Below are 21,986 nucleotides of genomic sequence, written 5' to 3'. Positions count from 1 at the left end.
CCGGGGAGGCAAGATGGAATCGCAGCCGCAGAGCAGCGGGTTCGTCATCTGGATCACCGGCATGAACGGCGCCGGCAAGACCACCCTCGCGAGCTACCTCACGAAGCGGCTCGCCGCGGTGGGCCGTCCCGCCGAGCTGCTCGACGGCGAGGACCCGGCCCAGGTCCTCACGAGCGGGCTCGGCAACACCAAGGACGACCGGGACGTGGCGGTCCGCCGGCTCGGCTACGTCGCCAAGCTGCTCGCCCGCAACGGCGCGGTGGCGGTCTGCGCCTCCCTCTCGCCGCACCGCGAGCCTCGCGAGCAGCTCAAGCGCGAGATCCGGCGCTTCGTCGAGATCTTCGTCGAGTGCGACTTCACGACGCTCCAGGAGCGCTCCGGACGGCTGCGCAAGGCGATGGCGGGCGAGATCAAGAACGTGCCGGGCTACGACGATCCCTACGAGCCGCCGGTCCACCCGGACCTCGTGGTGCGCTCCGACCAGGAGCGGGTCGAGGTCGAGGCCAACCGGATCTTCCAGGCCCTCGTGGACGTGAAGTACATCGGGCCGGCCGAGTTCGGGCGGCTCACCGGCGGCCTCAAGCCGAAGCGGGCGCAGAAGGCGGCCCGCAACGGCGCGCGCAAGAAGCTCGCGGCGAAGGCCGCCGCCCGCAAGGCGCCGCGGAAGGTGGCGGCGCGAAACGCCAAGCCGGCGCGCAAGTCGAAGCGCTAGCCCACGAGCTCCGCGCAGGTTTCCCTCGCGCCGCGTTCCCGACCCGGGGGCGCGGCGCGCGCCGCTTTCGCGTGCTATGAAGTGCGCCCCAGTCGCGGGGGCGAAGGCGGAGAGACATGGAACGGCAGCAGCTCATGGAAGGGATCCGGCGCGGCTCGGCCGCGAAGATGGCGGCGCTCGAGCAGTCGATCCGCGACTGCGGGAGCGCCCTCGTGGCCTTCTCGGCGGGCGTGGACTCGTCGTTCGTGCTGGCGGTCGCGCGCCGGGTGCTCGGCGAGCGGGCGGTCGCGCTCACCGCGCACTCCCCGAGCGTCCCCCAGGTCGAGCGCGAGGAGGCGAGGGCGCTCGCCCGGACCCTCGGGGTGCGCCACCTCGAGGTCGAGAGCCACGAGGCCGAGGACCCCCGCTACGCCGCCAACCCCGTGGACCGCTGCTACTACTGCAAGAGCGAGCTCTACCGGCTCTGCGACGCCGCGGCGCGCGAGCACGGTCTCGCGGCCGTGCTCGACGGCTTCAACGCCGACGACAAGCGGGACCACCGGCCGGGGCACGTCGCGGCCTCCGAGCACCGCGTCCGCTCGCCCCTCGCCGAGGCCGGCTTCACGAAGGACGAGGTGCGCGCCTGGAGCGAGGCGCTCGGCCTGCCCACCTGGGACAAGCCGCAGATGGCCTGCCTCGCCTCGCGGCTGCCGTACGGCCTGGCGGTGACGCCCGAGCGGCTCGCGCAGGTGGAGCGGGCGGAGGCCGGCGTGAGGGCCCTCGGGCTCAAGAACTTCCGGGTCCGCTACCACGAGGGGATCGGCCGGGTCGAGGTGGCCGCCGACGAGCTCGCCCGGGCCTTCGAGCTCCGAGCGGAGCTCGCCGGTGCGGTGAAGGGCGCCGGCTTCAAGCGGGCCGTGCTCGACCTCGAGCCCTTCCGCTCCGGAAGTCTCAACGAATTCGCGGGCGTGTCCCTGCCCGTGGTCGCGTAGCCCGCCGGCTTCCCGCGCCGCCCGGAGCGGCGCGTCCGGCCCCCGACATCGACCGCTTGCACTTTTTTTGACCCCTGCCGGGCAGGTGGTAGCGTGTAGGTGCAAGTGAACAACGGGAGCAGGGAGCCTACATGAACGCCCAGGAAATCCACGACCCCCAGCAGCTTCGCCTCGAGCCCATGCTGGTCCGCCTTCCCCCGCCGCTCGCCGCCCAGCTTCGCCAGCTGGCGCGCGCCACCCGCATCCGCCAGTCCGACTACCTCCGCGAGGCGGTCGCCGACCTGCTCGTGAAGTACGGCGCCGCCATCGAGGTCGACCCGGAGGAGCGCAATTGAGCCCCCTGCCCGAGCGGCCCGAGGAGGGCTCGGGCACGTCGTTCTGGGTGCGCCCGGCGCGCTTCACCGCCGGCCACTCCGAGCCGGCCCGCGTCCCGGTCTTCTCCTTCTTCGAGGAGCTGTTCCGGGCGCGGCAGCTCGACGCCGTCTCCGAGCGTCAGAAGATCTCGGCGGGGTAGGTGACCCGGGCGAGGGTGAGCCCCCAGCCCGGGGCCCGCACTCCCCGGTACCGCTCGCGCGCCCGGAGCAGCTCGCCCACCACGTCCGGCCGGGCCGCGCCCACCCCGACCGCGACCGCGGTGCCGACGAGGTGGCGCACCATGGCGCGCAGGAAGCCCTGTCCCTCTAGGACGATGGCGTAGAGCGGGCCGAAGCCCGCCTCGTGCACCTCGGCCCGGAGCAGGGTCCTCACCGTGGCCTCGGGATCCACGGCGAGCTTCGCGGTCTGCTCCCCCGGCCGCGCGAAGCCGGCGAAGTCGTGCTCCCCCACCGCCTGCGAGAGCGCCGCGCGCATCGCCGCGACGTCGAGCGGTCCGCGCGCCTCCGGGAAGCTGCGCGGATCCGGGAGGCTCCAGGCGTAGGGCCGGAGCGGCTCGGGCGGCGGCAGCCCCACCAGGTAGACGTAGGTGCGCGACACCGCCGAGGCGCGCGCGTGGAACGACGGCGCCACCTCGACCGCGTCGAGGCAGAGGAGGCCGGGCGGCGTGCGCGCGTTGAGGGCGGCGCGCAGCTCGGCCGGCGCGAGCCGCGAGCGGGCGGTGAAGGTGACCACCTGCGCGAGGGCGTGGACCCCGGCGTCGGTCCGGGCGGCCATGTCGAGCCGCGCGCGCAGGCCGGTCTGCGCCAGCGCGTCCTCGAGCGCTCCCTGCACCGTGGGGAGCCCCGGCTGGCGCTGGAAGCCCCGGAACGCGGCGCCGTCGTAGGCGATCCGGAGCGCATAGCGGCGGTTCTGCATGGCGTGCTAGCTTCGCCTCCCTTCCGGAGTCGGGGAAGCGAGAAAAGCGAGAAGAGATCCGAAGATGGCATCGACGGCAGAGAAGCTGGGCGCGCGGGCGGAGGAGCTCCCGGAGGACTCGCTCCGGCGCAAGGTGCTGGAGGGCGCGCAGCGCTTCAAGAGCGCCTGGGTGGAGTTCGGTCGGCTGCTCACGCAGGTGAAGCGGGACGCCCTCTGGCGCGAGTGGGGCTATCCGAGCTTCGACGCCTACTGCGCCAAGGAGCTCTTCATCCGCAAGCAGACGGCGGAGAAGCTGACCCTGAGCTACGGCTTCCTCGAGCGGCACGAGCCGCAGGTGGCGACCGAGCGGAACCCGCCCAAGCCCCCGCCGTCCTTCGAGGTGATCGAGGTGCTGTCGCGCGCCGAGGCGGCCGGCCGCCTGCCGGCCGAGAGCTACCAGGAGCTCCGGGATCAGGTCTGGGAGGCGCCGAGCGCCGCGGCCGTGAACCGGCAGCTGACCGAGCGCTTCGGGCCGGCCCCGAAGCCGCCGCCGCCCGAGGAGGGGGAGCGGCTGGCCCGGCTGCTCGCCCAGGCTCGACGGCTGGCGCAGGCGCTGCGAGGCGAGGAGGCGGTCCCGAAGGTGGTCGCCGAACGGGCGGAGGCCCTGGCGGAGGACATCGAGGAGCTGGTGGACGGTTGACCCACCCGGAATCGGGGCGGGCTTCGCGTCTGTTGGCTCACTATATTCGGACCCGAGCCGAACGCGCCGCGGCCGTGGACTGGGTGGCCGGGGACAGTTGATGTAACATTTGCCTCGAGAGGGACGCGTGAGCCGCAAAGAGCACCACCACGGAAACCTGAGCTGCTCTTTCTGCGGGAAGGGCCAGCGCGAGGTGCGCAAGCTCATCGCCGGGCCGACCGTCTACATCTGCGACGAGTGCATCCGGCTCTGCAACGACATCATCGCCGAGGAGGCCGATCGCGACGAGGGCCGCCCGGCGGTCTCGCTGCCGACCCCCGCCGAGATCAAGTCGTTCCTCGACGACTACGTGGTGGGCCAGGACCGGGCGAAGAAGGTGCTCTCGGTCGCGGTCTACAACCACTACAAGCGCGTCTACGCGAAGAAGCCGGGGAGGGTGCAGCGGCCGGGCCAGAAGCCGGGGCAGGACGACGTCGAGCTGCAGAAGTCGAACATCCTGCTCATCGGGCCCACGGGCTCGGGCAAGACCCTGCTCGCCCAGTCGCTCGCGCGCTTCCTGAACGTCCCGTTCACCATCGCCGACGCCACCAGCCTCACCGAGGCGGGCTACGTCGGCGAGGACGTCGAGAACATCATCCAGAACCTGCTCCACAACGCCGACTACGACGTGGAGAAGGCGGCGCGCGGCATCGTCTACATCGACGAGATCGACAAGATCGCGCGCAAGGGTGACACGCCGTCGCCGACCCGCGACGTGGGCGGGGAGGGGGTCCAGCAGGCGCTCCTCAAGATCATCGAGGGCACCCGGGCCAACGTCACGCCGCGCGGCGGCAAGAAGTACAACCAGCAGGAGTACATCCAGGTCGACACGAGCAACGTGCTCTTCATCGTCGGCGGGGCCTTCTGCGGGATCGAGCAGGCGATCCGCCGCCGGGTGGGCGTGCGGGGCCTCGGCTTCGGCGCCAAGATCGACAAGAAGGAGGACGTGTCGCTCGGCGAGCTGCTCGCCAAGGTCGAGCCGACCGACCTGGTGAAGTTCGGGATGATCCCCGAGTTCGTCGGGCGCGTGCCGGTCATCGCCACGCTGGCGGATCTCTCCGAGGACGACCTCGTCACCATCCTCACCCAGCCCAAGAACGCCCTCACGAAGCAGTACGTGAAGCTGTTCGAGATGGAGAAGGTGAAGCTCTCCTTCACCAAGGAGGCGCTGCGCGCCTCGGCCCGCGAGGCGATGCGCCGCAAGTCGGGCGCCCGCGGCCTGCGCGCCATCCTCGAGCAGGCGATGCTCGACATCATGTACGACGTCCCCTACCGGGAGGGCGTGAAGGAGTGCAAGGTGACCGAGGGCGTCATCCTGAACAAGGAGCCGCCGCTGCTCTCCTTCGAGAAGGAGAAGAAGCTCGCCTGACACACCGTGCCGCCGAGCAACGCCCGAAGGCCTGGAAACCCCAGGCCTTTCGCGTTTCTGGACCCGGCACCCCGCTTGCTTTAGTGCAGGTGTGAAGCTTCGGGGAGCCTCCGCCGTCCCCGAAGCGAGGAGGTCCATCATGTTCCGGCATCTGGCCGTCGTCGCCGCCCTCGCCGCCCTGGCCGTCCCCCGCTGGGCACGGGCCCAGAGCGACGAGTATCCGTACCCGCAGGGTGAGGAGTACGGCGACTACCAGGGCGAGGTCGAGTACCCGCAGGCCCCGCCCCCGCCGTCCGACCCGCAGGTGGACGTCCACGTGGACATGTCCACGCCGGGCGCCTCGATCGGCTTCGAGACCTTCCACGACGGCCTCGCGCCCTACGGCGAGTGGGTGTCGGTGGGGGCGTACGGCCGGGTCTGGCGGCCCCTCCGCGTCGCCGCCGGCTGGCGGCCGTACTACTACGGCCGCTGGGAGTGGACCAACGAGGGCTGGTTCTGGCAGTCGGAGGAGCCCTGGGGCTGGGCCGCCTACCACTACGGGCGCTGGGCCTATGACGGCTACTACGGCTGGGTCTGGGTGCCCGGCTACCAGTGGGCGCCGGCCTGGGTGACCTGGCGGTTCGGCGCCGACGCGATCGGCTGGGCGCCGCTGTCCCCGGGCTTCTCGGTCTACGTGACCAACTACCCCGCGTACTACAGCTACTGGACCTTCGTGCCGTGCGGACGCTTCGCCGGCTACCCGGTCTACAGCGCGGCGTACGCGCCCTCCTACGTCCCCCGCTGGTTCCACGCCACCCGGCCCGCGCCGCCGCGCAGCGCGCAGTTCGGCGCGCCCGCGCCGGCCTGGGGCGGCCCCGGGCACCGCTTCGTCGAGCAGCGGGTCGGGCACGCCATCGCCCCGGCTCGGCTGGTCGGGGTGGCGAGCCCTGGCCACATGGCCGGCGTCGCCCGCCCGGGCGTCGTCCCCGTCTACCGTCCGGAGGCGCGCGCGGCGCCGGTACGGCCCGGCGCCCCCGGCTCCTCCTTCGCGCCGCAGCGCCCGGGGAGCGCCGCGCCGGTCGCCCCGGCGCGCCCGGCGCCGGCCCAGCCCTGGACCGGTCGCCCCTCGCAGCCGCCCGGCCAGGTCGCGCCGAACCGCGCGTCGCCGTCCGCGGCGCAGCCGGTGCCCGCGCCTGGCCGGCCCCAGGGCACCATCGCGCCCCGCGGGGACGGCAACCGGCCGGCCGCCATCGCCCCGCCGCGCGCCGTCCCGGCGCCCCAGGGCGTCGCGCCGCGCGGCCCCTCGGCGGGCGCGAGCCGCGCGCCGGGCGGTGGGCCGGGCTTCGCCGCGCCGCGCGCTCCGGGCGGCCCGGCCGCCTCGGCTCCGCGCGGCGGTGGCAGCGGCGGCAGCGGCCACGCGAACGGCGGGGGAGCTCACGCGGCCCCGCCGCGTCACGACTGAGGCCTCTCCCGGGCGGCCAGCCCGGTGAGAGGCGTCTCCGGGCGCCCTCCCTCCTCGCCCGGAAAACGGAGCGGCCGCTCGTCCAGCGAGGACGGGCGGCCGCTCTCTCACTTCTCGCGACGAAGCGCTAGCTCTTGAACTGCAGCCCGATCGCCACGTTCATGATCGTGTGCGAGCCGCTCTTCAGGTAGATGTTGAAGCCGAGCGGCTCCACGAGCAGGTTCACCTTGTTCGAGAGCGCGTAGGTGCCGCCGAAGCCGAAGCGGAGCACGCCGGCGAGGCTGTTGTCGCCACCGCCCGTGAGCAGCGCCAGCCCGAGCCCGGTCTCGCCGTAGAGCTTGAGCCTCGGCCCGATGGGCGTCGAGAGGCGCGCCTCGGGGACGAGCTCGAAGATCGAGATCGGGTCCACGTAGGTGAACGAGAAGCGGCCGCCGGCGTCGAGGTCGAGCTTGGGGGCGATCTCGCCGAAGGCGTAGAGCGCCTCGACGCCCATCTTCGGGCCGGAGCTCAGACCGTCGTCGGAGAGGGGGATGGCGAGCTCGAGGCGGGGGGCGATCTGCCAGTAGTCGGAGCCGGCCGCGCGGTGGGCGCCAGCGCCGGAGCCGGCGTAGAGGTCGGGGGTGGCCCGCAGGTCGTAGTCGCCGGCGAACGCCGGTCCAGCGAGGAGGCAGGCGGCGGCGAGGATCGGCAGCCGCAGGGCGCGAGACAGGAACGTGTGCAAGGGGGTCTCCAGGCAGACGAGGATGGACGGGGCGGCCCGAGCGGGCCGTCGGCTTCGCTCAGCATTCTACTAACGACCGCGGGGCGCTGGCAGGACTTCTACATCTTCCACTGGACGCCGACGGTCGGGATCGCGATGTGCGTTCCGAGCCCGCTCTTGGCGTTGATCCAGAAGCCCACCTCGCCGAGGAGGTTCAGGTTCGGGCCGAGGGCGTAGATCACGCCGGGCGCGATGAGGAGGTCGAACATGAGGCCGCTGTCCGAGACCGATCCGGCCCCGACGTCCACGCTCCAGTGGTAGTAGCCGAAGCCGAGCCCGGCCTCGCCGTAGACGGAGAGCCGCGGATCGAGCGCGTAGCTCAGGCGTCCCACGCCCAGCGCGTCGAGGGTCCAGAGGCTGGCGTCGCCGCCGTTGTAGGTGAAGGCGAGCCGGGGGCCGACGTCGAGCCGCAGGTTGGGGGCGATCTCGCCGATGCCGTACATGCCCTCGCCGATCAGGCGCGGGCCGACGTTGCTCCCGCTGGCCGTCGGGATGTCGATGGCGCCGAGCACGCCCCAGGCCATCGCGCCGGGGGCGAGGGTGGTGTCGCCGCCGGTGGCGGCCGGGGCGCGCGCGCCGGCGACGGCGGGGAGGAGGAGGAGGCCGGCCAGGAACGCCGGGCCGAGACGCTTCGCGAAGGGGGCGAGGAGGTTCATGGGGCGGGAGACTCTTCCGTCGCGCCCGGTCCTTCAAGCGCGACGGCGGGGGCTCCCCGTTCGAGGCCCCCCGTCGAGGCCGCGCGCCATCAACTCTCGGTGACGCGGACCGTGGTCCGCATCTGCTTCCCGGTGTCGAGGTCGCGCGCGCTCACCGTGAGGATGCCCTCCACGCTCACCTCGAACAGGATCTCGAGCCGGACCTGGCCCGCCGGGCTGGGGCGGACGCCGCCGAAGGTGAACTCGCCGAGGAGGTCGTTCCGGACGGCCTCGGGGTGGTCGCCCTGGTAGATGCGCACCGAGAGCTCGCGCTGGCCGTCGAGCGAGCTGGTCGCGGGGATCGCCTTCGCGTTCGGGATCGGCGCGTTGCGCGGCAGCACCGTCCGCATCGCCCCGCCGGCCGCCTCGATGCCGATCGCCATGGGGATGACGTCGAGGAGCTGCAGCTTGAGATCGCTGTCGTCCTGGAGCGACCAGGCGTAGAGCGCCGCCCCGATGGCGACCGCCTCGTCGGGGTGGACGCCCTTCGACGGCGGGCGCCCGAACCAGTCCCCGAGCATGCGCTGGATGAGCGGCATCCGGGTCTGGCCGCCGACGAGCAGGACCTCGTCCACGTCGTGGGGGGCGAGGCCGGCGTCGCGCATCACGCGCTCCACCATCCGGAGCGCGCGCTCGACGAGCGGGAAGGTGAGCCGCTCGAGCTCGCGCCGGCCGAGCCGCTGCTCCAGGCTGACCGGCCGCCCGTCGTCGGTCATGGTGACGAAGGGGATCGAGAAGGGCACCTCGCTGCGGCTCGAGAGGTCGATCTTGCTCCGCTCGGCGAGGTCGCGGATCCGCTGCATCGCCACCGGGTCCTGCGTGAGGTCGAGCCCGTGCTCGGCGCGGAAGCGCTCCAGCACCTGGCCCACGATGGCGTCGTCGAAGTCGAGGCCGCCGAGGAAGATGTCGCCCCCGGTCGCCTTCACCTCGAACACCCGGTCGCGGATCTCGATGATGGAGACGTCGAACGTGCCGCCGCCGAGGTCGAACACCAGCACCCGCTCCCGGAGCCGGCGGCCGATGCCGTAGGCGAGGGCCGCCGCGGTGGGCTCGTTGATGATCCGCACCACCTCGAGCCCGATGAGCCGGCCGGCGGCCTTCACCGCCTGCCGCTGGCGGTCGGTGAAGTAGGCCGGCACCGTCACCACCGCGCGGGCCACGCGGAAGCCGAGGAAGTCCGAGGCGACGTCGCGGATCTTGGCGAGGATCCGCGCGCTCACCTCCTGCACCTGGAAGCGCTGGCCCTGGCAGGCGAGCGCCACCTCCTCGCCGGGGCCGGGCACCACCCGGAACGCCACCGAGCGCTGCACGCCCGCGACCACCTCGTCGTGCGGCGAGCGGCCGATCAGCCGCTTGGTCGCGTAGAGGGTGTTGCGCGGGTTGAGCTGCCACTGCCGCTTGGCCTCGTGGCCGACGAGCTCGTGCCCCTTCTCGTCGATGGCGAAGACCGACGGCACGATCCCGTCCCCGCTCCGCTGCGGGACGATCTTCACCTGCCCGCCCGGCATCACCACGGCGCCGCAGGAGTTGGTGGTCCCGAGGTCGATCCCGAGGATGGTGTCCGGCCGGAGGCGGTCCACCGGCGGATCGTACCGCATCGACCCCGGGCGGGACATCACCCCCTCGACGGGGTGCCGCCTCGGTGAGCGTCCGGCGCTGGAATACCGCGCGGGGCCCATTCCTTGTCCGTGGCGTGACCACGCTCCGACCCAAGCTCGTCCGTATCGCCGCCGGTCTGGGGACCGCGCTGGCGCTCGCCGCGGCCGGCACCCACCTCGCCTCCGCCCAGGGCCGGGGGAACCCCCGCTCCGCCACGGTCCAGAAGGTCTTCCCCGCCGCGCTGCGCATCCAGCTCGTCGGCGCCTCGGGGAAGGTGGTCCGGAGCGCCTCCGGGATCGCCTTCGCCCGCGAGGGCGGGGAGACCTACGTCCTCACCAACGCCCACGTGGTGGACCCGTCCCCTGCCTGGAGCGAGCCGGTGAAGGTCCGGGTCCTCGCCGCCGGCCGCGCGAAGCCGCTCGAGGCGCGCGTGGTGGCGCGGGGCAAGGTGCCGGAGGTGGACCTGGCCGTGCTCGAGGTGGACGACGGCGCGCTCGCGACGGCAGAGCTCGCGGGCGACGACGGCCTCGAGCTCGGCGACGACCTCGTCGTCATCGGCGCGCCCTTCGGGAAGGGGCTCTCGGTCGCCGCGGGGATCGTGTCGCAGGTCGAGTACGACTTCCCCGAGGGCGCCGGCGCGCCCCGGATCCCGCGCACGCTCAAGACCGACGCCGCCATCGGCTACGGCAGCTCCGGCGGCGGCGTGTTCGAGGTGCCGAGCGGGCGGCTGGTGGGGCTCGTCGAGGGCTACCGGACGGCGCGCGTCGCCTTCGGCCAGAAGGACGAGTACGCCTTCGACGTGCCCATGCCGGGCGAGACCTTCGTCGCGCCCGCGGCCAAGATCCGGCGCTTCCTGTCCGAGCGGGGCCTCGCGAAGCTGCTCCTGCCGGGCGGGCCGGCCGAGGCGTCGGCCCGCGCCGAGCCGAAGCGCGCGGCGCCGCCGCCCGCGAGCGGCTCCTAGCGGAGCGCTCGCTAGCCGCCGCTCTTCGGTCCCGGCGTGGTGCGGCCGGGGCCGGGCTGCTCCGGCCCGCCCGCGGACGGCGGGGTCGCGCCGGAGTCGGGCGGCGCCGCGCCCTCGTCGCCGTCCTCCGCGGCGGGCGGGGTGGCCGGGCCGGAGGGAGGGGGCTTCACCTCGAGCGCGGCGCGGCCGGGCTGCACGCCGCGCGCGTGGACCTCCACCCAGAACGCGGTGCGCTCGGGATCCGCGTAGCAGGCGCGCACCGGGAGCCCGGCGGACAGGCTGCGCAGCGTGCCCATCCGCTTCTCGAGGAAGACGCCGGTGTTCCGGTCCACCTGGAGCTCCACCGGTCCCGAGGGGGCGTCCACTATGAACCGGCCGCGGGCGAGGTCCACGGCGGCGATCTTTCCGGAGACGGTGAGCACGCCGCCGCCGGGCGCGGCGGCCCGCTCGGCGCCGCCGGTCGCGGGGAGGGCGGCGGCCCCCTCGACGTCGGCCGGCGCGTCCTCGGGGGTCGCGAGGGCTGGCGCCGCGAGCGCCGCGAGGAGGAGGGCGGCGAGCTCCAGCGGGTGACGGATCATGGCTCGAGCTCCTCGGAAGGCGACGCCGGGGCGGCCGCGCCGCCGGGCGAGGGGGGTGGAAGGATCGCGTTCCCGCCGGCGCCGCCTTGGGCGCGGGCCGGGATCGGGTTAGCATGCCGCCCTTCGCGGAGGGCAGCAATGGATCGACGCGCCAGCTGGGACGAGTACTTCATGAACATCGCGCGGGTGGTGGCCACCCGGGCCACCTGCGACCGCAAGCACGTGGGCGCGGTGGTGGTGAGGGATCGCACCATCCTCTCCACCGGCTACAACGGGTCCATCCGCGGCCTGCCGCACTGCTCCGAGGTGGGGCACATGATGGAGGACGGCCACTGCGTGGCGACGGTGCACGCCGAGGCGAACGCCATCATCCAGGCCGCCAAGAACGGCGCGTCGATCGACGGGTTCACCATCTACACCACCGCCTCCCCGTGCTGGCCCTGCTTCAAGCTCATCGCCAACTCCGGCTGCAGGCGGATCGTGTTCGGCGAGTTCTACCGGGACCACCGGATCTTCGAGTACGCCCAGAAGCTCGGGATCGAGCTCTGCGAGCTCCAGGTGCCGGAGAAGCCCGATCTGCAGCCCGAGGACACCGGCCGGGCCCGCCCGGTCAGCGGGTAGCCGCGGCCGACTCGGGGGGCGGCGGGGCCACCTCGCGGGCCAGCTCCTCCCCGAGCGTCGCCAGGATCTCGGCCCGGCGGGCGGCGTAGGCGGCCTCCCGCCGGCGCAGCTTCACCCACGCCGGGCGCTCCGGCGCCGGCAGCGGCTCCGGGAAGCGCGCCAGCTCGGCCCGCACCTCGGCGAGCGCGCGGTCGAGCGCGACGACGCGGATCGTGGGGCGGGCCTCCGGGTGGCGCTTCCGGTCGAGCTCGACCGTGTCGTTCTCCGTCCAGAGCGGCACGTAGTCCACGCCGGCGAGCTCCACCAGCTCCACCCCGCGGCCGTAGTCGCGCCGGGCGAGCCGGACCCGCAGGAGGGCGCCCTCGCGCGGCGCGGCCACCGCGTCGGGCGTCACGCCGGGCACGAAGTTCCGCGACTGGTTCGAGACGAAGTTCCCGAGCGAGTAGGCGATGGCCGCGACGCGCCCGTCCTCGCGCCGGTAGAGCTCGAGCGGCTGCAGCACGTGGGGGTGGTGGCCGAGGACCACGAGCGCGCCGGCGTCGGCCAGCCGGTGCGCCAGCGCCACCTCCGCCTCCCGCGGCTGGCCGGTGTACTCCACGCCCCAGTGGATCGAGACCACCACGGCGTCGCTCCGGGCGGCGGCCTCGCGCACCGCGGCGACGGCGCGCTCGGGGTCGAGGAGCGAGGCCTTCACGCACGGCCCCTCGCGGCGCGCCGGGCAGTCGTTGCCCGACTGGTTGAAGAACTGCGCGAAGCCGAGGAAGGCCACCCGGAGGCCGTTCAGCTCGACGAGGCGCGGCCCGGCCTCGTGCGGGGCCGGCCCGGCCCCGACGAAGGGCATCCCCAGCCGATCGAGCTCGGCCACCGTCTCGAGGAACCCGTCCCGCCCCTGGTCGAAGATGTGGTTGTTGGCCACGCTCACGAGCTTCACCCCGGCCGCGCCCAGGGCTCGGACCGCGGCCGGCGGCGCGTTGAAGACGAAGCTGCGGGCGCCGGTGCCGGTGCGCGGGGCGACCGGGGTCTCGAGGTTCGCGAAGGTGAGGTCGTTCGAGCGCAGCAGGTCGGCGACCGGCGCCCAGAGGAAGCCGTAGTCGCCGCCGTGGGCCGCCGCGGTCTCCTTGACCGCGGCGTGCATGAGCACGTCCCCGACGGCGCCAATGGTGGCCTCGGCGGTCGTCCGCACGCCGGGGGCGGCGGGCGGGAGCGGCCGGACCGGGGGGAGCGCGGGGAGCGCCGCCGGCTCGACCCGCGGCGCTGCGCCGGTGGGCTCGGCCGGGCTGGCCTGCGGCGAGTCGGCCCGGGCCGGGACGACCCCGGCGAGGGAGAGGCACAGGGCGAGCCACACGGCGGGCGCCCGGCGCGCTGCCCGGCACAGGGTCGCGGAATAGCGGCGGTTTTGCCCTTTTGGGGTGAAAATTCTACCGTGCATGGCGGAGGGGACGCGGTAAAACCTACCAGACATTATGGCCGAGGATGCTGCCACGCTCGAAGGACTCCACGTCGAGGCGCTCACGCGACTCGCGGGGGGCGTCGCACACGACGTGAAGAACCCGCTCAACGCCATGGCGCTGCAGCTCGCGCTCCTGGGCGACAAGGTGGCGGGCGGCGGCGACGGCGTGGCGCAGGCCTGCGCCCAGAACCTCGCCTCCCTGAAGACGCAGATCGGGCGGGTGGACGAGGTGATGCGGCGCTTCCTCTCGGTCGCGGATCCGTCCGCGGAGGGAAACTGGCTCGACCTGGCGGCCTACGCGCCCGACGCCGTCACGCTCTTCGGGCACGAGGCGCGCCGCCGCGGCGTGGAGCTGCGGTGCGAGGCGCCGTCCATGCCCCTGCGCGCGCGCTGCGCCCCGTCCGCCGGCGCGCGGCTCGTGCTGGCGCTGCTGCTCGAGGCGGTCTCGAGCTGCCCGCCGGGGAGCAGGATCCTGCTCAGCGCCTCCGCCGCGGGGGGAGAGGTGCGGGTGGCGCTGACGCGGCCCGCCGGCGGGAGCTTCCCGGGGCTCCTCGACGCGGTTCGCGCCGGCGCGGAGCAGCTCGGGGGCCGGCTCACGGTGACGGCGGAGGGGGACGTCGCCACCCGGGTGCTCAGCCTGCTGGGTGAGAGGACCACATGAACTACCGGCTCCTCATCGTGGACGACGAGAACGACAGCCGGGAGGCGCTCGCCGAGCTCGCGCAGCGCTGGGGCTACGACGTGCAGACCGCCTCCGACGGCACGGAGGCCCTCCGGCGCGCCATCGAGTGGCACCCCGACGTGATCCTCACCGATCTCGTCATGCCCAACATGGATGGGCTCTGGCTGCTGCGCGCGCTGCGGGCCGAGCTGCCCGACTGCCCGGTGGTGCTCCTCACCGGGCGCGGCACCATCCAGACGGCGGTGCAGGCGATCAAGGAAGGGGCCTACGAGTTCATCGAGAAGCCGCTCGAGGTCTCCCGGCTCCGCATCGTGCTCGACCGCGCGCTCGAGAAGAAGGAGACGATGCGCGAGGTCCAGCTGCTCCGGCGGCGCCTCGCCGCGCTCGCGCCCGGCACCGACATGATCGGCTCCGGGCCCGCGATGCAGCGGGTCTTCGAGCTCGTGAAGAAGGTGTCGCCCTCGAACGCCAGCGTGGTCATCGGCGGCGAGAGCGGCACGGGCAAGGAGGTGCTGGCGCGCGCCGTCCACAGCCTCTCGCCGCGCAAGGACAAGCCCTTCGTGGCCCTCAACTGCTCCGCCATCCCCGCCACGCTCATCGAGTCCGAGCTGTTCGGGTACGAGCGCGGCGCCTTCACCGGCGCCGACCAGCGCCGGCTCGGCAACTTCGAGCTCGCCCACGGCGGGACGCTCTTCCTCGACGAGGTGGGCGAGCTGCCGCTCGAGATGCAGGGCAAGTTCCTCCGCGTGCTCGAGGAGCGGAAGTTCCGCCGGCTCGGCGGCAAGGCCGAGGTCGAGGTGGACGTGCGGGTCATCTGCGCGAGCAACCGCGATCTGAAGGACGAGATCCGCAAGGGGCGCTTCCGCGAGGACCTCTACTTCCGCCTCCACGTCTTCACCATCGTGCTCCCGCCGCTGCGGGAGCGGCGCGAGGACATCCCCATCCTCGTCCAGCACTTCATCGAGAAGTTCAACGGTGAGACCGGCAAGCACGTGCAGGGGGTGTCCGCGCAGGCGATGGAGACGCTCCAGAGCTACGCCTGGCCCGGCAACATCCGCGAGCTGCGCAACACGGTCGAGCGGGCCATGATCCTCGTGGACCACGACCTCATCGGCGAGGAGCACCTCCCGCCGGACATGCGCCCCTCGCGCCCCGAGGCGGCGGCGCTCCGCGTGCCGGTGGGCATCCCGCTGCGCGACGTGGAGAAGGAGTACATCCTCGCCTCGCTGCAGCGGAACGGGGGCAACAAGGCCCGCACCGCGGAGGTGCTCGGGATCAGCGAGAAGACGCTCTACAACAAGCTGAACCGCTACGCCGCGAGCGCGCGCGACCGCGCCGGCGAGGGCTCCGAGCCGGGCGACGGCCACGGGGCCGCGGCGGGCGCGAAGCTCTGAGGCACGCCCCGGACCGACCCGGGCTCCCAGGTCGCCGAGGGCGCCGCGGCCGGGGCGGGGCCACGCCGGGATGCTCAGTGGGGCGCGGCGACGTCGGCCTCGGGCGGGGAGGGGTGCCCGTGCACCGCCACGCCGCCTCGGCCGGTCCGCTTCGCCTGGTAGAGCGCCGCGTCGGCCCGGCGGACGAGGTCCTCGCCGCTGCCCTCGCCGCCCTCCTCCAGCGAGGCCACGCCGAAGGAGGCCCGCAGCGGGACCGCGTGCCCCTCGAGGTCGAGCACCGTCGCGAGCAGGCGCGAGCGGACGCGCTCGGCGAAGACCCGGGCCTCGGCCGCGCCGGTGTGGGGGAGGAGGACCACGAACTCGTCGCCGCCGTAGCGCGCGCCGAAGTCGGTCTCGCGCAGCTCGGTCCGGATCGCCTCGGCCATCGAGGCGATGGCGCGGTCGCCGGCGGCGTGGCCGAGCGTGTCGTTCACCGGCTTCAGGTCGTCCATGTCGATCATCACGCACGAGACCGGCCCGTAGGCGCGGCGGGCCCGCTTCAGCTCCTCGGCCAGCTGGGTGCGGAAGGCGCGCCGGTTGGGCAGCCCGGTGAGGGGATCGGTCTGCGCCAGCTCGCGCAGCTGCCGCTGCCGCCGGGTGAGCCGCAGGGTCCGGTCGATCCGGGCCTTGAGCTCGCGCTCGGAGAAGGGCTTCTGCAGGAAGTCCACCGCGCCGAGGTCGAGGCTGCCGGCGCGGGTGAGGTCGTCGCCGCGCCCGGAGACCAGGATCACCGGCACCTCCGCGGTGCGGGGATCGGTCCGGAGCGCCGCCAGCGCGGCGAACCCGTCCATGCGCGGCATGAACACGTCCATGAGGACGAGGTCCGGCAGGTCGGCGCGACAGCGGGCCAGGCCCTGCTCGCCGTCCTCGGCGCTCTCGACGTCGTAGCCGCTCTCGAGCAGGAGCTCCAGCGCCGCGCGGGCGTCGGGGTCGTCCTCGACCACCAGGATCCGCGCGCGCTCGCCGTCGCGCGGCCGCGCCCGGCCGGGCGGCGGCGCCTCCGGCAGATCCACCCGGACCGCTTCCGGGTGGAGGGGATCGCCGTCCACCTCGAGCGTCCCGCCGTGCAGCTCCACGACGGCGCGGGCGAGCGCGAGCCCCAGGCCCCCGATCCGGGCGAGCAGGCGGACGGGGGCGCCGGCGGGCGGCGGCTCCCCGGCGCGCTGCGGCCGGCGCGCGCCCGAGGGGGCCGGGGTGACGTGGGGCTGCCGCGCGGCCGCGAGGGTGACCCGCGCGCCCGCCGGGAGGGGCGACACGGCGAGCTCGAGGACCGCCCCGGGGCGGGCCTGCTCGACGGCGCGGGCGAGCAGGGTCCCGAGCGCCTCCCGCAGCCGCAGGGCGTCGAGGGAGAGCGGCACCGGATGGGCCGGCAGCTCGGGCGCGAGCCGCACCTCCCGCTCGCGCGCCAGCGGCTCCACGAGCGCGCACGCGCCCTGCGCGACCTCCCGCAGATCGGCGGGGGCGCGCTCGATCGGCTCGGCGCCGGAGTCGAGCGCGCGCAGGGCGAGGAGGTCGTCGGCGAGATGGAGCAGCTGCCGGGACTCCCGCGCGATCGCCTCGATGGCCTCCGCCTGCGGGGGCGCGAGCGGCCCGGCGGCGCCCTGCAGGAGCGCCCGGGCGTGCAGCAGGAGCTGGTCGGCGGGGCCGCGCAGGTCGCGCGCGCAGGTGGCGAGGATCTCCTCGCGCCGCTCCGCGGCCTCGCGGAGCCGGCGGTTGGCGTCGATCATCTGGGCGCAGTCGGCCTGGCTCCGGGCGAGATCCTCGCGCAGGGCCCGCGCGCCGGCGTCGCCGTCGCCGCGGTGGCCGTCGCCCCGGCTCCCTTCCTCGCCTCGCTGCATCGAACCCCCCGCCGCGTCGAGGCGCGGCGACCCCGAGGCCACGTTACAGCGGCGCGCAGGGCCGCATCCAGACGCCGCGGTGGGACTGCCCCACGCGAGTCGGCGCCGGCGTCCTTGCCTCTCGAGACGCCCGATCCGACAATGGTGGCCGAACGGGGGATGTGCCAATCCCTGGAGGAACGGATGCCCGCCAAGGTCGAGATCTTCGGTAAGGACACCTGACCCTACACCAACGCCGCCCGTGTGGACTTCGGCAAGCGAGGGATCGGGTTCGAGTACCACGACGTGCGCAAGGACGCCGAGGCGATGCGGCGCTTCCTCGACTATTCGCTGGGCGACCGGCGCGTCCCGCTCATCGTGGAGGACGGCCGGGTGACGCTCGGCTTCGGCGGCACCTGACACGTCTGACCGGGTCCCCGGCGGGGACCCCGACGCTCACGGACGAGGGCAGGGCGGCCGGCGGGGCGGCCGGTCGCTGGCCTCAGTGCCGCTGGTACATCTGCCGCCGGAAGCCGCGCGGCGGCGGCCCCATCACGGTGGGCGGCGCCTCGAGGTGGAGCGCGAACCACTCCTGCCCGTAGGTCTTCCCGAGCTTGAGCCGCTTCCCGTTGGCCAGCGATTGCTGCGCCGACTTGAGCTTCTCGTCGCTGGGATTGGCCGCCACGCCGCGGCCGATGACCTTCACCGCGTCGGCGTGCCGGCCGGCCTTCTCGAGGCACCAGGCCCAGGCCGCCCAGAGCAGGCCCTCCTTCTTGGAGACCTTGGTCGCCTCCTCGAAGACCTGCTCCATCCCGGCGAGGTCGTTCCGGCGGAAGCGCGAGACGGCCCGCATGGCCTGCGCGAGCCAGTGGCGCGAGAAGCTCTTCTCGAGGTGCGGCGCCGCCTCGTCGAAGCTCTTCTGGACGTAGAGCAGCACGCCGATCTGCGAGTGGAGCTGCGAGGCGACCAGGAACTGCCAGGGGGCGAGCGCGAAGCCGCCCTTGAGGAGGGCGATCGCCTTCTCGGGGCGCTGCGCCTGCACCTCGCGCTGCATGCCCTCGAAGAGCGCCTCGAGCTGCTTCTGGGAGCGGCGGGCGAGCACGATGTAGGCGGCGACGGCGGTGATGAGCCCGGGGACGACGGCGGCGACCCAGCTGCCGAAGCCGAGCCGCACCGCGGCCGTGACCACCACTCCGACCGCCAGGCTGATCAGCAGGTTGTACATTCGACCTTCTCCGGAGTTGGGGCCGGTACCGATACACAACCGGCTCGCCCCGCTGCAAGTGAAATTGGCCCTCCCCGGGCTCGAACCGGGACGGGGGGTTGCCCCACTCGATTTTGAGTCGAGCGCGTCTACCGTTCCGCCAGAGGGCCGCTCGGGCTGGAGCGCGCAGCCTAGCAGAAAATAATTTCAAATTGCAGGCCGAAACGAACAATGGTAATGCCAACTCAATCATCGAGATTAACCACGCAAAAGAGTTGTCCTCGCGTGAAGGAGCGAACATGCCTCGCGAAGCCGCCCAGCAGACGATCGACGACGTCGTCCGAGCCGCCATGGAGGGCGTCGTGAAGCGGGCGTCCAAGGCCATCGCCAAGGCCGTCGCGACCATGGCCGCCGAGCGCCTCGACAAGGAGCTCCAGGACGGGATCGCCCGGGCCCGCGGCGGCGCCCGCGGCCGGGCCGCCAGGCCGGCGCCGTCCCGCGGCGCGCGCCCCCGCGTGGAGATCACGCGCTGGGTGGCGGATCGCCGGGCCCGCCGGGTGCCCAAGTTCGTCATCGAGTCGACCAATCTCAAGACCAAGAAGGCCATCGTCGCCAAGTACGGCGAGGGCGTGGCCTTCGAGAAGGGCAAGCCGCTCCCCAAGCCCAAGTAGGACCGCCCGGAGGACGCGCGTGCGGCTCCTGCCCGTGCTCCTCCTGCTGGCGGGATGCCGCGCGGCCCCCGCGGCCCCCCCGTTCACGCTGCGCTTCGCCGTGCCCGGGGTGGTCGGGACCTTCGGGCCGGCGTCGGCCGAGGGGGTCGCCGCGCTGGCGCGCGACCTCGCCTTCGAGCCGCTGCTGCGCCCCGACCCGTCCGGCCACGCCTCGGAGGTGCTCGCCTCCTGGGCTCGCGCCGGCGACGGGCTGCGGGTCGTCCTCCTGCCCGGGGTCCGGCTCGCCGATGGCGCGCACGCCACCCGCGACGACCTCGCCGAGAGCCTCCGGGCCGCCGGCTTCCAGGTGCGGATCGACGGTGACGAGGTGTTCCTCTCGTCGCGGCGCGGCGCCGTGGCGCCGGGCGACCTCTACCACGTCGGGCTCGGGCGCCGCACCGCGGACGGGTGGATCGGCTCGCGCCCGTTCCGGCTCGCCGCCGCCGGCCCCGGCGAGCTCCTGCTCGAGCGGGTCCGCCCGGCGCAGGGGCGGGTGGAGCGCGTGCGGCTCCTCGCGTTCCCCGACGCGCGCACCGCCTTCGTGCAGCTCCTGCGCGGCGAGGCCGACGCGATGATCGGGCTCGACGACCGCATGGCCCAGCTGGTCGAGGGCGTGGGGCGGCTCCAGCTGGTCCGCGGCGAGTCGCCACTCGGGCTCGCGGTGGTCTTCGGGCCGAGGCTCGGGGCGGCCGAGCGGCGGGCGCTCGCGGCCTGGCTGCCGCGCGGGGAGCTGGCCGCGGCGGCGCACGAGGGCTGCGCGCCGCTGGCGAGCGGCGGGGGCGCGCTCCCGCCGGGACGCCGGCTCGACGTGGTCTCCGCCACCCTCGATCCGTCCGGGACGCTGGCCGGGCTGGCCCTGCGGCGCGCCCTCGGGAGCCGGGGCGGCGCCTACCGGCGCGCCGAGGGCGGCGAGCGGGTCGAGGCGGAGGGCGGCTTCGACCTGCTCGTCGCGAGCGTGCTCGTCTGGCCGGAGGAGGCGGCGCTGCGGCAGTGGCGCGCGCGCCCCTCGGCGCGGGTCACCCCGGGCACCGGCGGCGACGCGGACGAGGTGGCCCGGGCGATCGCGGAGGACCCGCCGCTCGTCCCGCTCTGCCGGCGCCGGCGGCTCGCCGCGGTGGACTCGCGCGTGCGCAACCCGAGGCTGGGCGACTGGGACGTCCTCGGCCGGCTGCCGGAGTGGGAGGTGACCCGATGACCCGCGGCGTGACCGCGGCCCGCCTCGCGGGCATGATCGCGGTGACCGGCATCGTCCCCATCCTCCTCCTCGGAGGGATCGCCATCGAGGTGCTGCGCCAGAGCGGCGAGCGCGAGGTGGAGGAGCAGCTCCGCGCGGTCGCCGACCAGGCCGCGGCGCGGATCGACGACCACCTCGAGGGCGTGCTCGAGACGCTGCGGGCGGTGGCGGGCGCCGTCGGCAGCGAGGAGGACGCCGCGCGGCGGCTCGAGGAGGTGCGGCTCGAGGCGCCCAGCCTGCGGCGGGTCTTGCTGGTCGGCCCCGATCACCCCGCCGACCTCGCCGCCATCCGGCTCACGGGCGACCAGGTGGACGCGGCGCGCGCGGGCGTGGAGCAGGTGTCCGGGTTCCACCTGGAGAGCGATCTCAGCCCGGCCCTCGACGCCTGCGTGCCGGCGCGCCGGCTGCGGGGGCACGCGGTCTGCGCCCACGTGGACCTCCTCGAGCTCTGGAGCTACGTGCAGTCGATCCGGGTCGGCCAGTCGGGCTGGGCCCTCGCGTTCGAGCGCGACGGCCGGCTCATCGCCTCGGGCCTGGGCGCGCTGCGCGGGGCGGTGCTCACCGGGCACCGGGTGGCCGAGTCGGTGGCGGCCGCGCGGGCCGCGCGCGATCCCGCGGCGGCGCCGGTGCGGTTCGAGGGCGGCGCCGGCGAGGACGTGCTCGCCGGCTGGGCCCGCATCGAGCGGCTCGGCTGGACGGTGGTGGTCGAGCGCCCGGCGCGCGAGGCGCTCCGGCCGGTGCGGCGCGCGCGCCTGCTGCTCGCCGGCATCTCGGCCTTCGCCCTGGCGCTCTCGATCGCCATCGGGACCCGCGAGTCGCGCCGGATCCTGGGAGAGCTGGCGGCGGAGGAGCGGTGGCGCACCGCCGGCCGGATCGCCACCGGCGTCACCCACGACATGAACCACCGGCTGGTGGCGCTGCAGCACGCCGCCAAGCTGGCCGAGCGCGGCGATCCGGCGGTGCTGCCCCGGCTCGGCGACCTGCTGCGCATCGAGGTGGGCGCGCTGCGGGGGCTGGTGGACGACTTCGCCGACCTCTCGCGCGAGGGGATCGCGGTCGAGCTGCGGCCGGTCGAGCTCGGCGAGCTGCTCCGGAGCGTGGCGCTCACCGCCGAGGGGTACGCCGAGCACATGGGCGTGCAGGTGGTGGTCGAGGCGGCCGGGGCGCAGCGGATCGAGGCGGACCGCCACCTGCTCGAGCGCGCGCTCCTGAACCTCGTCACCAACGCCATCGAGGCGAGCCCGCGCGGGGGCGAGGTGCGGCTCGTCGCCGAGGTGCACGGCGGGCGGGCCCTGCTCGAGGTGCGCGACCGCGGGGTGGGCATCGCGCCGCAGCGGCTGGCGAGCCTCTTCGACGCCTTCTCCTCGACCAAGGGGAGCGGGACCCACCTCGGGCTCGGGCTCGCCAGCGCGAAGCGGGTGGCGGCCGCGCACGGGGGCGCCGTGCGGGTGGCGAGCCGGCTCGGGGAGGGCTCGACCTTCACCCTGGACCTGCCGGCGGCCGGCGCCGCGCCGGCCTGATCAGTCCGGCTTCTTCTTCTTCGCGTCGGCCCCGGCGCTCGACGCGTAGAGGTCCTTGTACCAGCCGCCGCCCTTGAGCTGGAAGGCGCTGCGGGACACGAGCTTCGCCATCCGCTTGCTGCCGCACTCGGGGCACTTCGCGGGCGGCGGGTCGGTCACCTTCTGCATCTGCTCGGTGACGTTGCCGCACGCTTCACAGAGAAACTCGTAGATGGGCACGG

The 21,986-nt window shown here is 74.4% G+C and carries 24 protein-coding genes and 1 tRNA gene; 15 read left to right on the top strand and 10 right to left on the bottom strand.

Annotated elements, in window-relative coordinates; translation table 11 throughout:
* Positions 1 to 13: 13 nt before the first annotated feature.
* The 4 genes from cysC to AMPC_RS04725 all read left to right on the top strand — a co-directional run bounded on the left by cysC (position 14) and on the right by AMPC_RS04725 (position 2,197).
* The gene (gene cysC / locus AMPC_RS04740; protein ID WP_248344744.1) at positions 14 to 712 is read left to right on the top strand and encodes an adenylyl-sulfate kinase; all 699 of its coding nucleotides are present in this window, start codon (positions 14 to 16) and stop codon (positions 710 to 712) included.
* A 116-nt stretch (positions 713 to 828) separates the two neighbouring features.
* On the top strand, positions 829 to 1,683 hold the full coding sequence (gene larE / locus AMPC_RS04735) for an ATP-dependent sacrificial sulfur transferase LarE (protein WP_248344743.1): 855 nt from the start codon (positions 829 to 831) through the stop codon (positions 1,681 to 1,683).
* Positions 1,684 to 1,814: 131 nt separating this feature from the next.
* Positions 1,815 to 2,018 carry a ribbon-helix-helix domain-containing protein gene (locus tag AMPC_RS04730; RefSeq protein WP_404800630.1) on the top strand — a complete coding sequence of 68 codons (204 nt, stop codon included), beginning with the start codon at positions 1,815 to 1,817 and terminating at the stop codon, positions 2,016 to 2,018.
* A complete protein-coding gene (locus AMPC_RS04725; protein ID WP_248344742.1) occupies positions 2,015 to 2,197 on the top strand; it encodes a hypothetical protein in 183 nt (60 codons plus the stop codon). The genes AMPC_RS04730 and AMPC_RS04725 overlap by 4 nt, the downstream gene beginning before the upstream one ends.
* On the opposite strand, the gene truA is transcribed toward AMPC_RS04725, so the two are convergent.
* Positions 2,176 to 2,973: a tRNA pseudouridine(38-40) synthase TruA gene (truA, locus tag AMPC_RS04720; RefSeq protein ID WP_248344741.1), complete on the bottom strand. Its 798-nt coding sequence runs from the start codon at positions 2,971 to 2,973 to the stop codon at positions 2,176 to 2,178. The two genes, AMPC_RS04725 and truA, sit on opposite strands and share 22 nt — an antisense overlap.
* 64 nt (positions 2,974 to 3,037) lie before the next feature.
* Between truA and AMPC_RS04715 the strand changes: the two genes are divergently transcribed.
* The 3 genes from AMPC_RS04715 to AMPC_RS04705 all read left to right on the top strand — a co-directional run bounded on the left by AMPC_RS04715 (position 3,038) and on the right by AMPC_RS04705 (position 6,501).
* Positions 3,038 to 3,652, top strand: a complete 615-nt coding sequence (locus AMPC_RS04715; RefSeq protein WP_248344739.1) for a hypothetical protein — start codon at positions 3,038 to 3,040, stop codon at positions 3,650 to 3,652.
* Positions 3,653 to 3,779: 127 nt separating this feature from the next.
* Positions 3,780 to 5,060 carry an ATP-dependent Clp protease ATP-binding subunit ClpX gene (gene clpX, locus AMPC_RS04710; protein WP_248344738.1) on the top strand — a complete coding sequence of 427 codons (1,281 nt, stop codon included), beginning with the start codon at positions 3,780 to 3,782 and terminating at the stop codon, positions 5,058 to 5,060.
* A gap of 139 nt (positions 5,061 to 5,199) precedes the next feature.
* Positions 5,200 to 6,501, top strand: a complete 1,302-nt coding sequence (locus tag AMPC_RS04705) for a DUF6600 domain-containing protein (protein WP_248344737.1) — start codon at positions 5,200 to 5,202, stop codon at positions 6,499 to 6,501.
* 127 nt (positions 6,502 to 6,628) lie between these two features.
* On the opposite strand, the gene AMPC_RS04700 is transcribed toward AMPC_RS04705, so the two are convergent.
* The 3 genes from AMPC_RS04700 to AMPC_RS04690 form a co-directional block, all read right to left on the bottom strand.
* Positions 6,629 to 7,222: a hypothetical protein gene (locus AMPC_RS04700; protein WP_248344736.1), complete on the bottom strand. Its 594-nt coding sequence runs from the start codon at positions 7,220 to 7,222 to the stop codon at positions 6,629 to 6,631.
* Positions 7,223 to 7,320: 98 nt separating this feature from the next.
* Positions 7,321 to 7,917, bottom strand: a complete 597-nt coding sequence (locus tag AMPC_RS04695; protein ID WP_248344735.1) for an outer membrane protein — start codon at positions 7,915 to 7,917, stop codon at positions 7,321 to 7,323.
* An 89-nt stretch (positions 7,918 to 8,006) separates the two neighbouring features.
* On the bottom strand, positions 8,007 to 9,554 hold the full coding sequence (locus AMPC_RS04690) for an Hsp70 family protein (protein WP_248346402.1): 1,548 nt from the start codon (positions 9,552 to 9,554) through the stop codon (positions 8,007 to 8,009).
* A 95-nt stretch (positions 9,555 to 9,649) separates the two neighbouring features.
* On the opposite strand from AMPC_RS04690, the gene AMPC_RS04685 reads away from it, so the two are divergent.
* Positions 9,650 to 10,516, top strand: coding sequence for a S1C family serine protease (locus tag AMPC_RS04685; protein ID WP_248344734.1), 867 nt, complete (start codon positions 9,650 to 9,652; stop codon positions 10,514 to 10,516).
* 11 nt (positions 10,517 to 10,527) lie between these two features.
* Here the strand turns inward: AMPC_RS04685 and AMPC_RS04680 are convergent, their stop codons facing one another.
* Positions 10,528 to 11,094, bottom strand: coding sequence for a hypothetical protein (locus AMPC_RS04680; RefSeq protein WP_248344733.1), 567 nt, complete (start codon positions 11,092 to 11,094; stop codon positions 10,528 to 10,530).
* Between the two features lie 138 nt (positions 11,095 to 11,232).
* Between AMPC_RS04680 and AMPC_RS04675 the strand changes: the two genes are divergently transcribed.
* Positions 11,233 to 11,715 carry a deoxycytidylate deaminase gene (locus AMPC_RS04675; RefSeq protein ID WP_248344732.1) on the top strand — a complete coding sequence of 161 codons (483 nt, stop codon included), beginning with the start codon at positions 11,233 to 11,235 and terminating at the stop codon, positions 11,713 to 11,715.
* Here the strand turns inward: AMPC_RS04675 and AMPC_RS04670 are convergent.
* On the bottom strand, positions 11,705 to 13,060 hold the full coding sequence (locus AMPC_RS04670; RefSeq protein WP_248344730.1) for a CapA family protein: 1,356 nt from the start codon (positions 13,058 to 13,060) through the stop codon (positions 11,705 to 11,707). The two genes, AMPC_RS04675 and AMPC_RS04670, sit on opposite strands and share 11 nt — an antisense overlap.
* Positions 13,061 to 13,178: 118 nt before the next feature.
* Between AMPC_RS04670 and AMPC_RS04665 the strand changes: the two genes are divergently transcribed.
* Both AMPC_RS04665 and AMPC_RS04660 read left to right on the top strand, forming a co-directional pair.
* On the top strand, positions 13,179 to 13,826 hold the full coding sequence (locus tag AMPC_RS04665) for a histidine kinase dimerization/phospho-acceptor domain-containing protein (RefSeq protein ID WP_248344728.1): 648 nt from the start codon (positions 13,179 to 13,181) through the stop codon (positions 13,824 to 13,826).
* Positions 13,823 to 15,241, top strand: a complete 1,419-nt coding sequence (locus AMPC_RS04660; RefSeq protein ID WP_248344727.1) for a sigma-54-dependent transcriptional regulator — start codon at positions 13,823 to 13,825, stop codon at positions 15,239 to 15,241. The genes AMPC_RS04665 and AMPC_RS04660 overlap by 4 nt, the downstream gene beginning before the upstream one ends.
* Before the next feature lie 74 nt (positions 15,242 to 15,315).
* Here AMPC_RS04660 and AMPC_RS04655 read toward each other — a convergent pair whose 3' ends face one another.
* Positions 15,316 to 17,118, bottom strand: a complete 1,803-nt coding sequence (locus AMPC_RS04655) for a diguanylate cyclase (protein ID WP_248344726.1) — start codon at positions 17,116 to 17,118, stop codon at positions 15,316 to 15,318.
* A 183-nt stretch (positions 17,119 to 17,301) separates the two neighbouring features.
* Here AMPC_RS04655 and uxx1 point away from each other — a divergent pair, with 183 nt between their 5' ends.
* Positions 17,302 to 17,517 (top strand): UXX-star selenoprotein family 1, encoded by a 216-nt coding sequence (gene uxx1 / locus AMPC_RS04650; RefSeq protein WP_318654315.1) that lies wholly within the window; start codon positions 17,302 to 17,304, stop codon positions 17,515 to 17,517.
* Between the two features lie 82 nt (positions 17,518 to 17,599).
* Here the strand turns inward: uxx1 and AMPC_RS04645 are convergent, their stop codons facing one another.
* Both AMPC_RS04645 and AMPC_RS04640 read right to left on the bottom strand, forming a co-directional pair.
* Positions 17,600 to 18,322, bottom strand: coding sequence for a tetratricopeptide repeat protein (locus tag AMPC_RS04645; protein ID WP_248344724.1), 723 nt, complete (start codon positions 18,320 to 18,322; stop codon positions 17,600 to 17,602).
* 65 nt (positions 18,323 to 18,387) lie between these two features.
* Positions 18,388 to 18,471 (bottom strand) — tRNA-Leu (locus AMPC_RS04640).
* Between the two features lie 129 nt (positions 18,472 to 18,600).
* On the opposite strand from AMPC_RS04640, the gene AMPC_RS04635 reads away from it, so the two are divergent.
* The 3 genes from AMPC_RS04635 to AMPC_RS04625 are packed head-to-tail and all read left to right on the top strand — an operon-like array spanning position 18,601 to position 21,765.
* Complete coding sequence (locus tag AMPC_RS04635) at positions 18,601 to 18,972, top strand: hypothetical protein (protein WP_248344723.1); 372 nt, start codon at positions 18,601 to 18,603, stop codon at positions 18,970 to 18,972.
* 19 nt (positions 18,973 to 18,991) lie between these two features.
* A complete protein-coding gene (locus AMPC_RS04630; RefSeq protein WP_248344722.1) occupies positions 18,992 to 20,206 on the top strand; it encodes a periplasmic substrate-binding domain-containing protein in 1,215 nt (404 codons plus the stop codon).
* The gene (locus tag AMPC_RS04625; RefSeq protein WP_248344720.1) at positions 20,203 to 21,765 is read left to right on the top strand and encodes a sensor histidine kinase; all 1,563 of its coding nucleotides are present in this window, start codon (positions 20,203 to 20,205) and stop codon (positions 21,763 to 21,765) included. The genes AMPC_RS04630 and AMPC_RS04625 overlap by 4 nt, the downstream gene beginning before the upstream one ends.
* On the opposite strand, the gene AMPC_RS04620 is transcribed toward AMPC_RS04625, so the two are convergent.
* Positions 21,766 to 21,984 carry an FmdB family zinc ribbon protein gene (locus AMPC_RS04620; RefSeq protein ID WP_248344718.1) on the bottom strand — a complete coding sequence of 73 codons (219 nt, stop codon included), beginning with the start codon at positions 21,982 to 21,984 and terminating at the stop codon, positions 21,766 to 21,768. It lies immediately after the preceding gene.
* Positions 21,985 to 21,986 lie beyond the last annotated feature (2 nt).

The organism is Anaeromyxobacter paludicola (assembly GCF_023169965.1).
GTDB lineage: Bacteria > Myxococcota > Myxococcia > Myxococcales > Anaeromyxobacteraceae > Anaeromyxobacter_B > Anaeromyxobacter_B paludicola.
The sequence above is the reverse complement of the archived record's forward strand: the minus strand, read 5'-3'. Positions and strand labels throughout refer to the sequence as shown.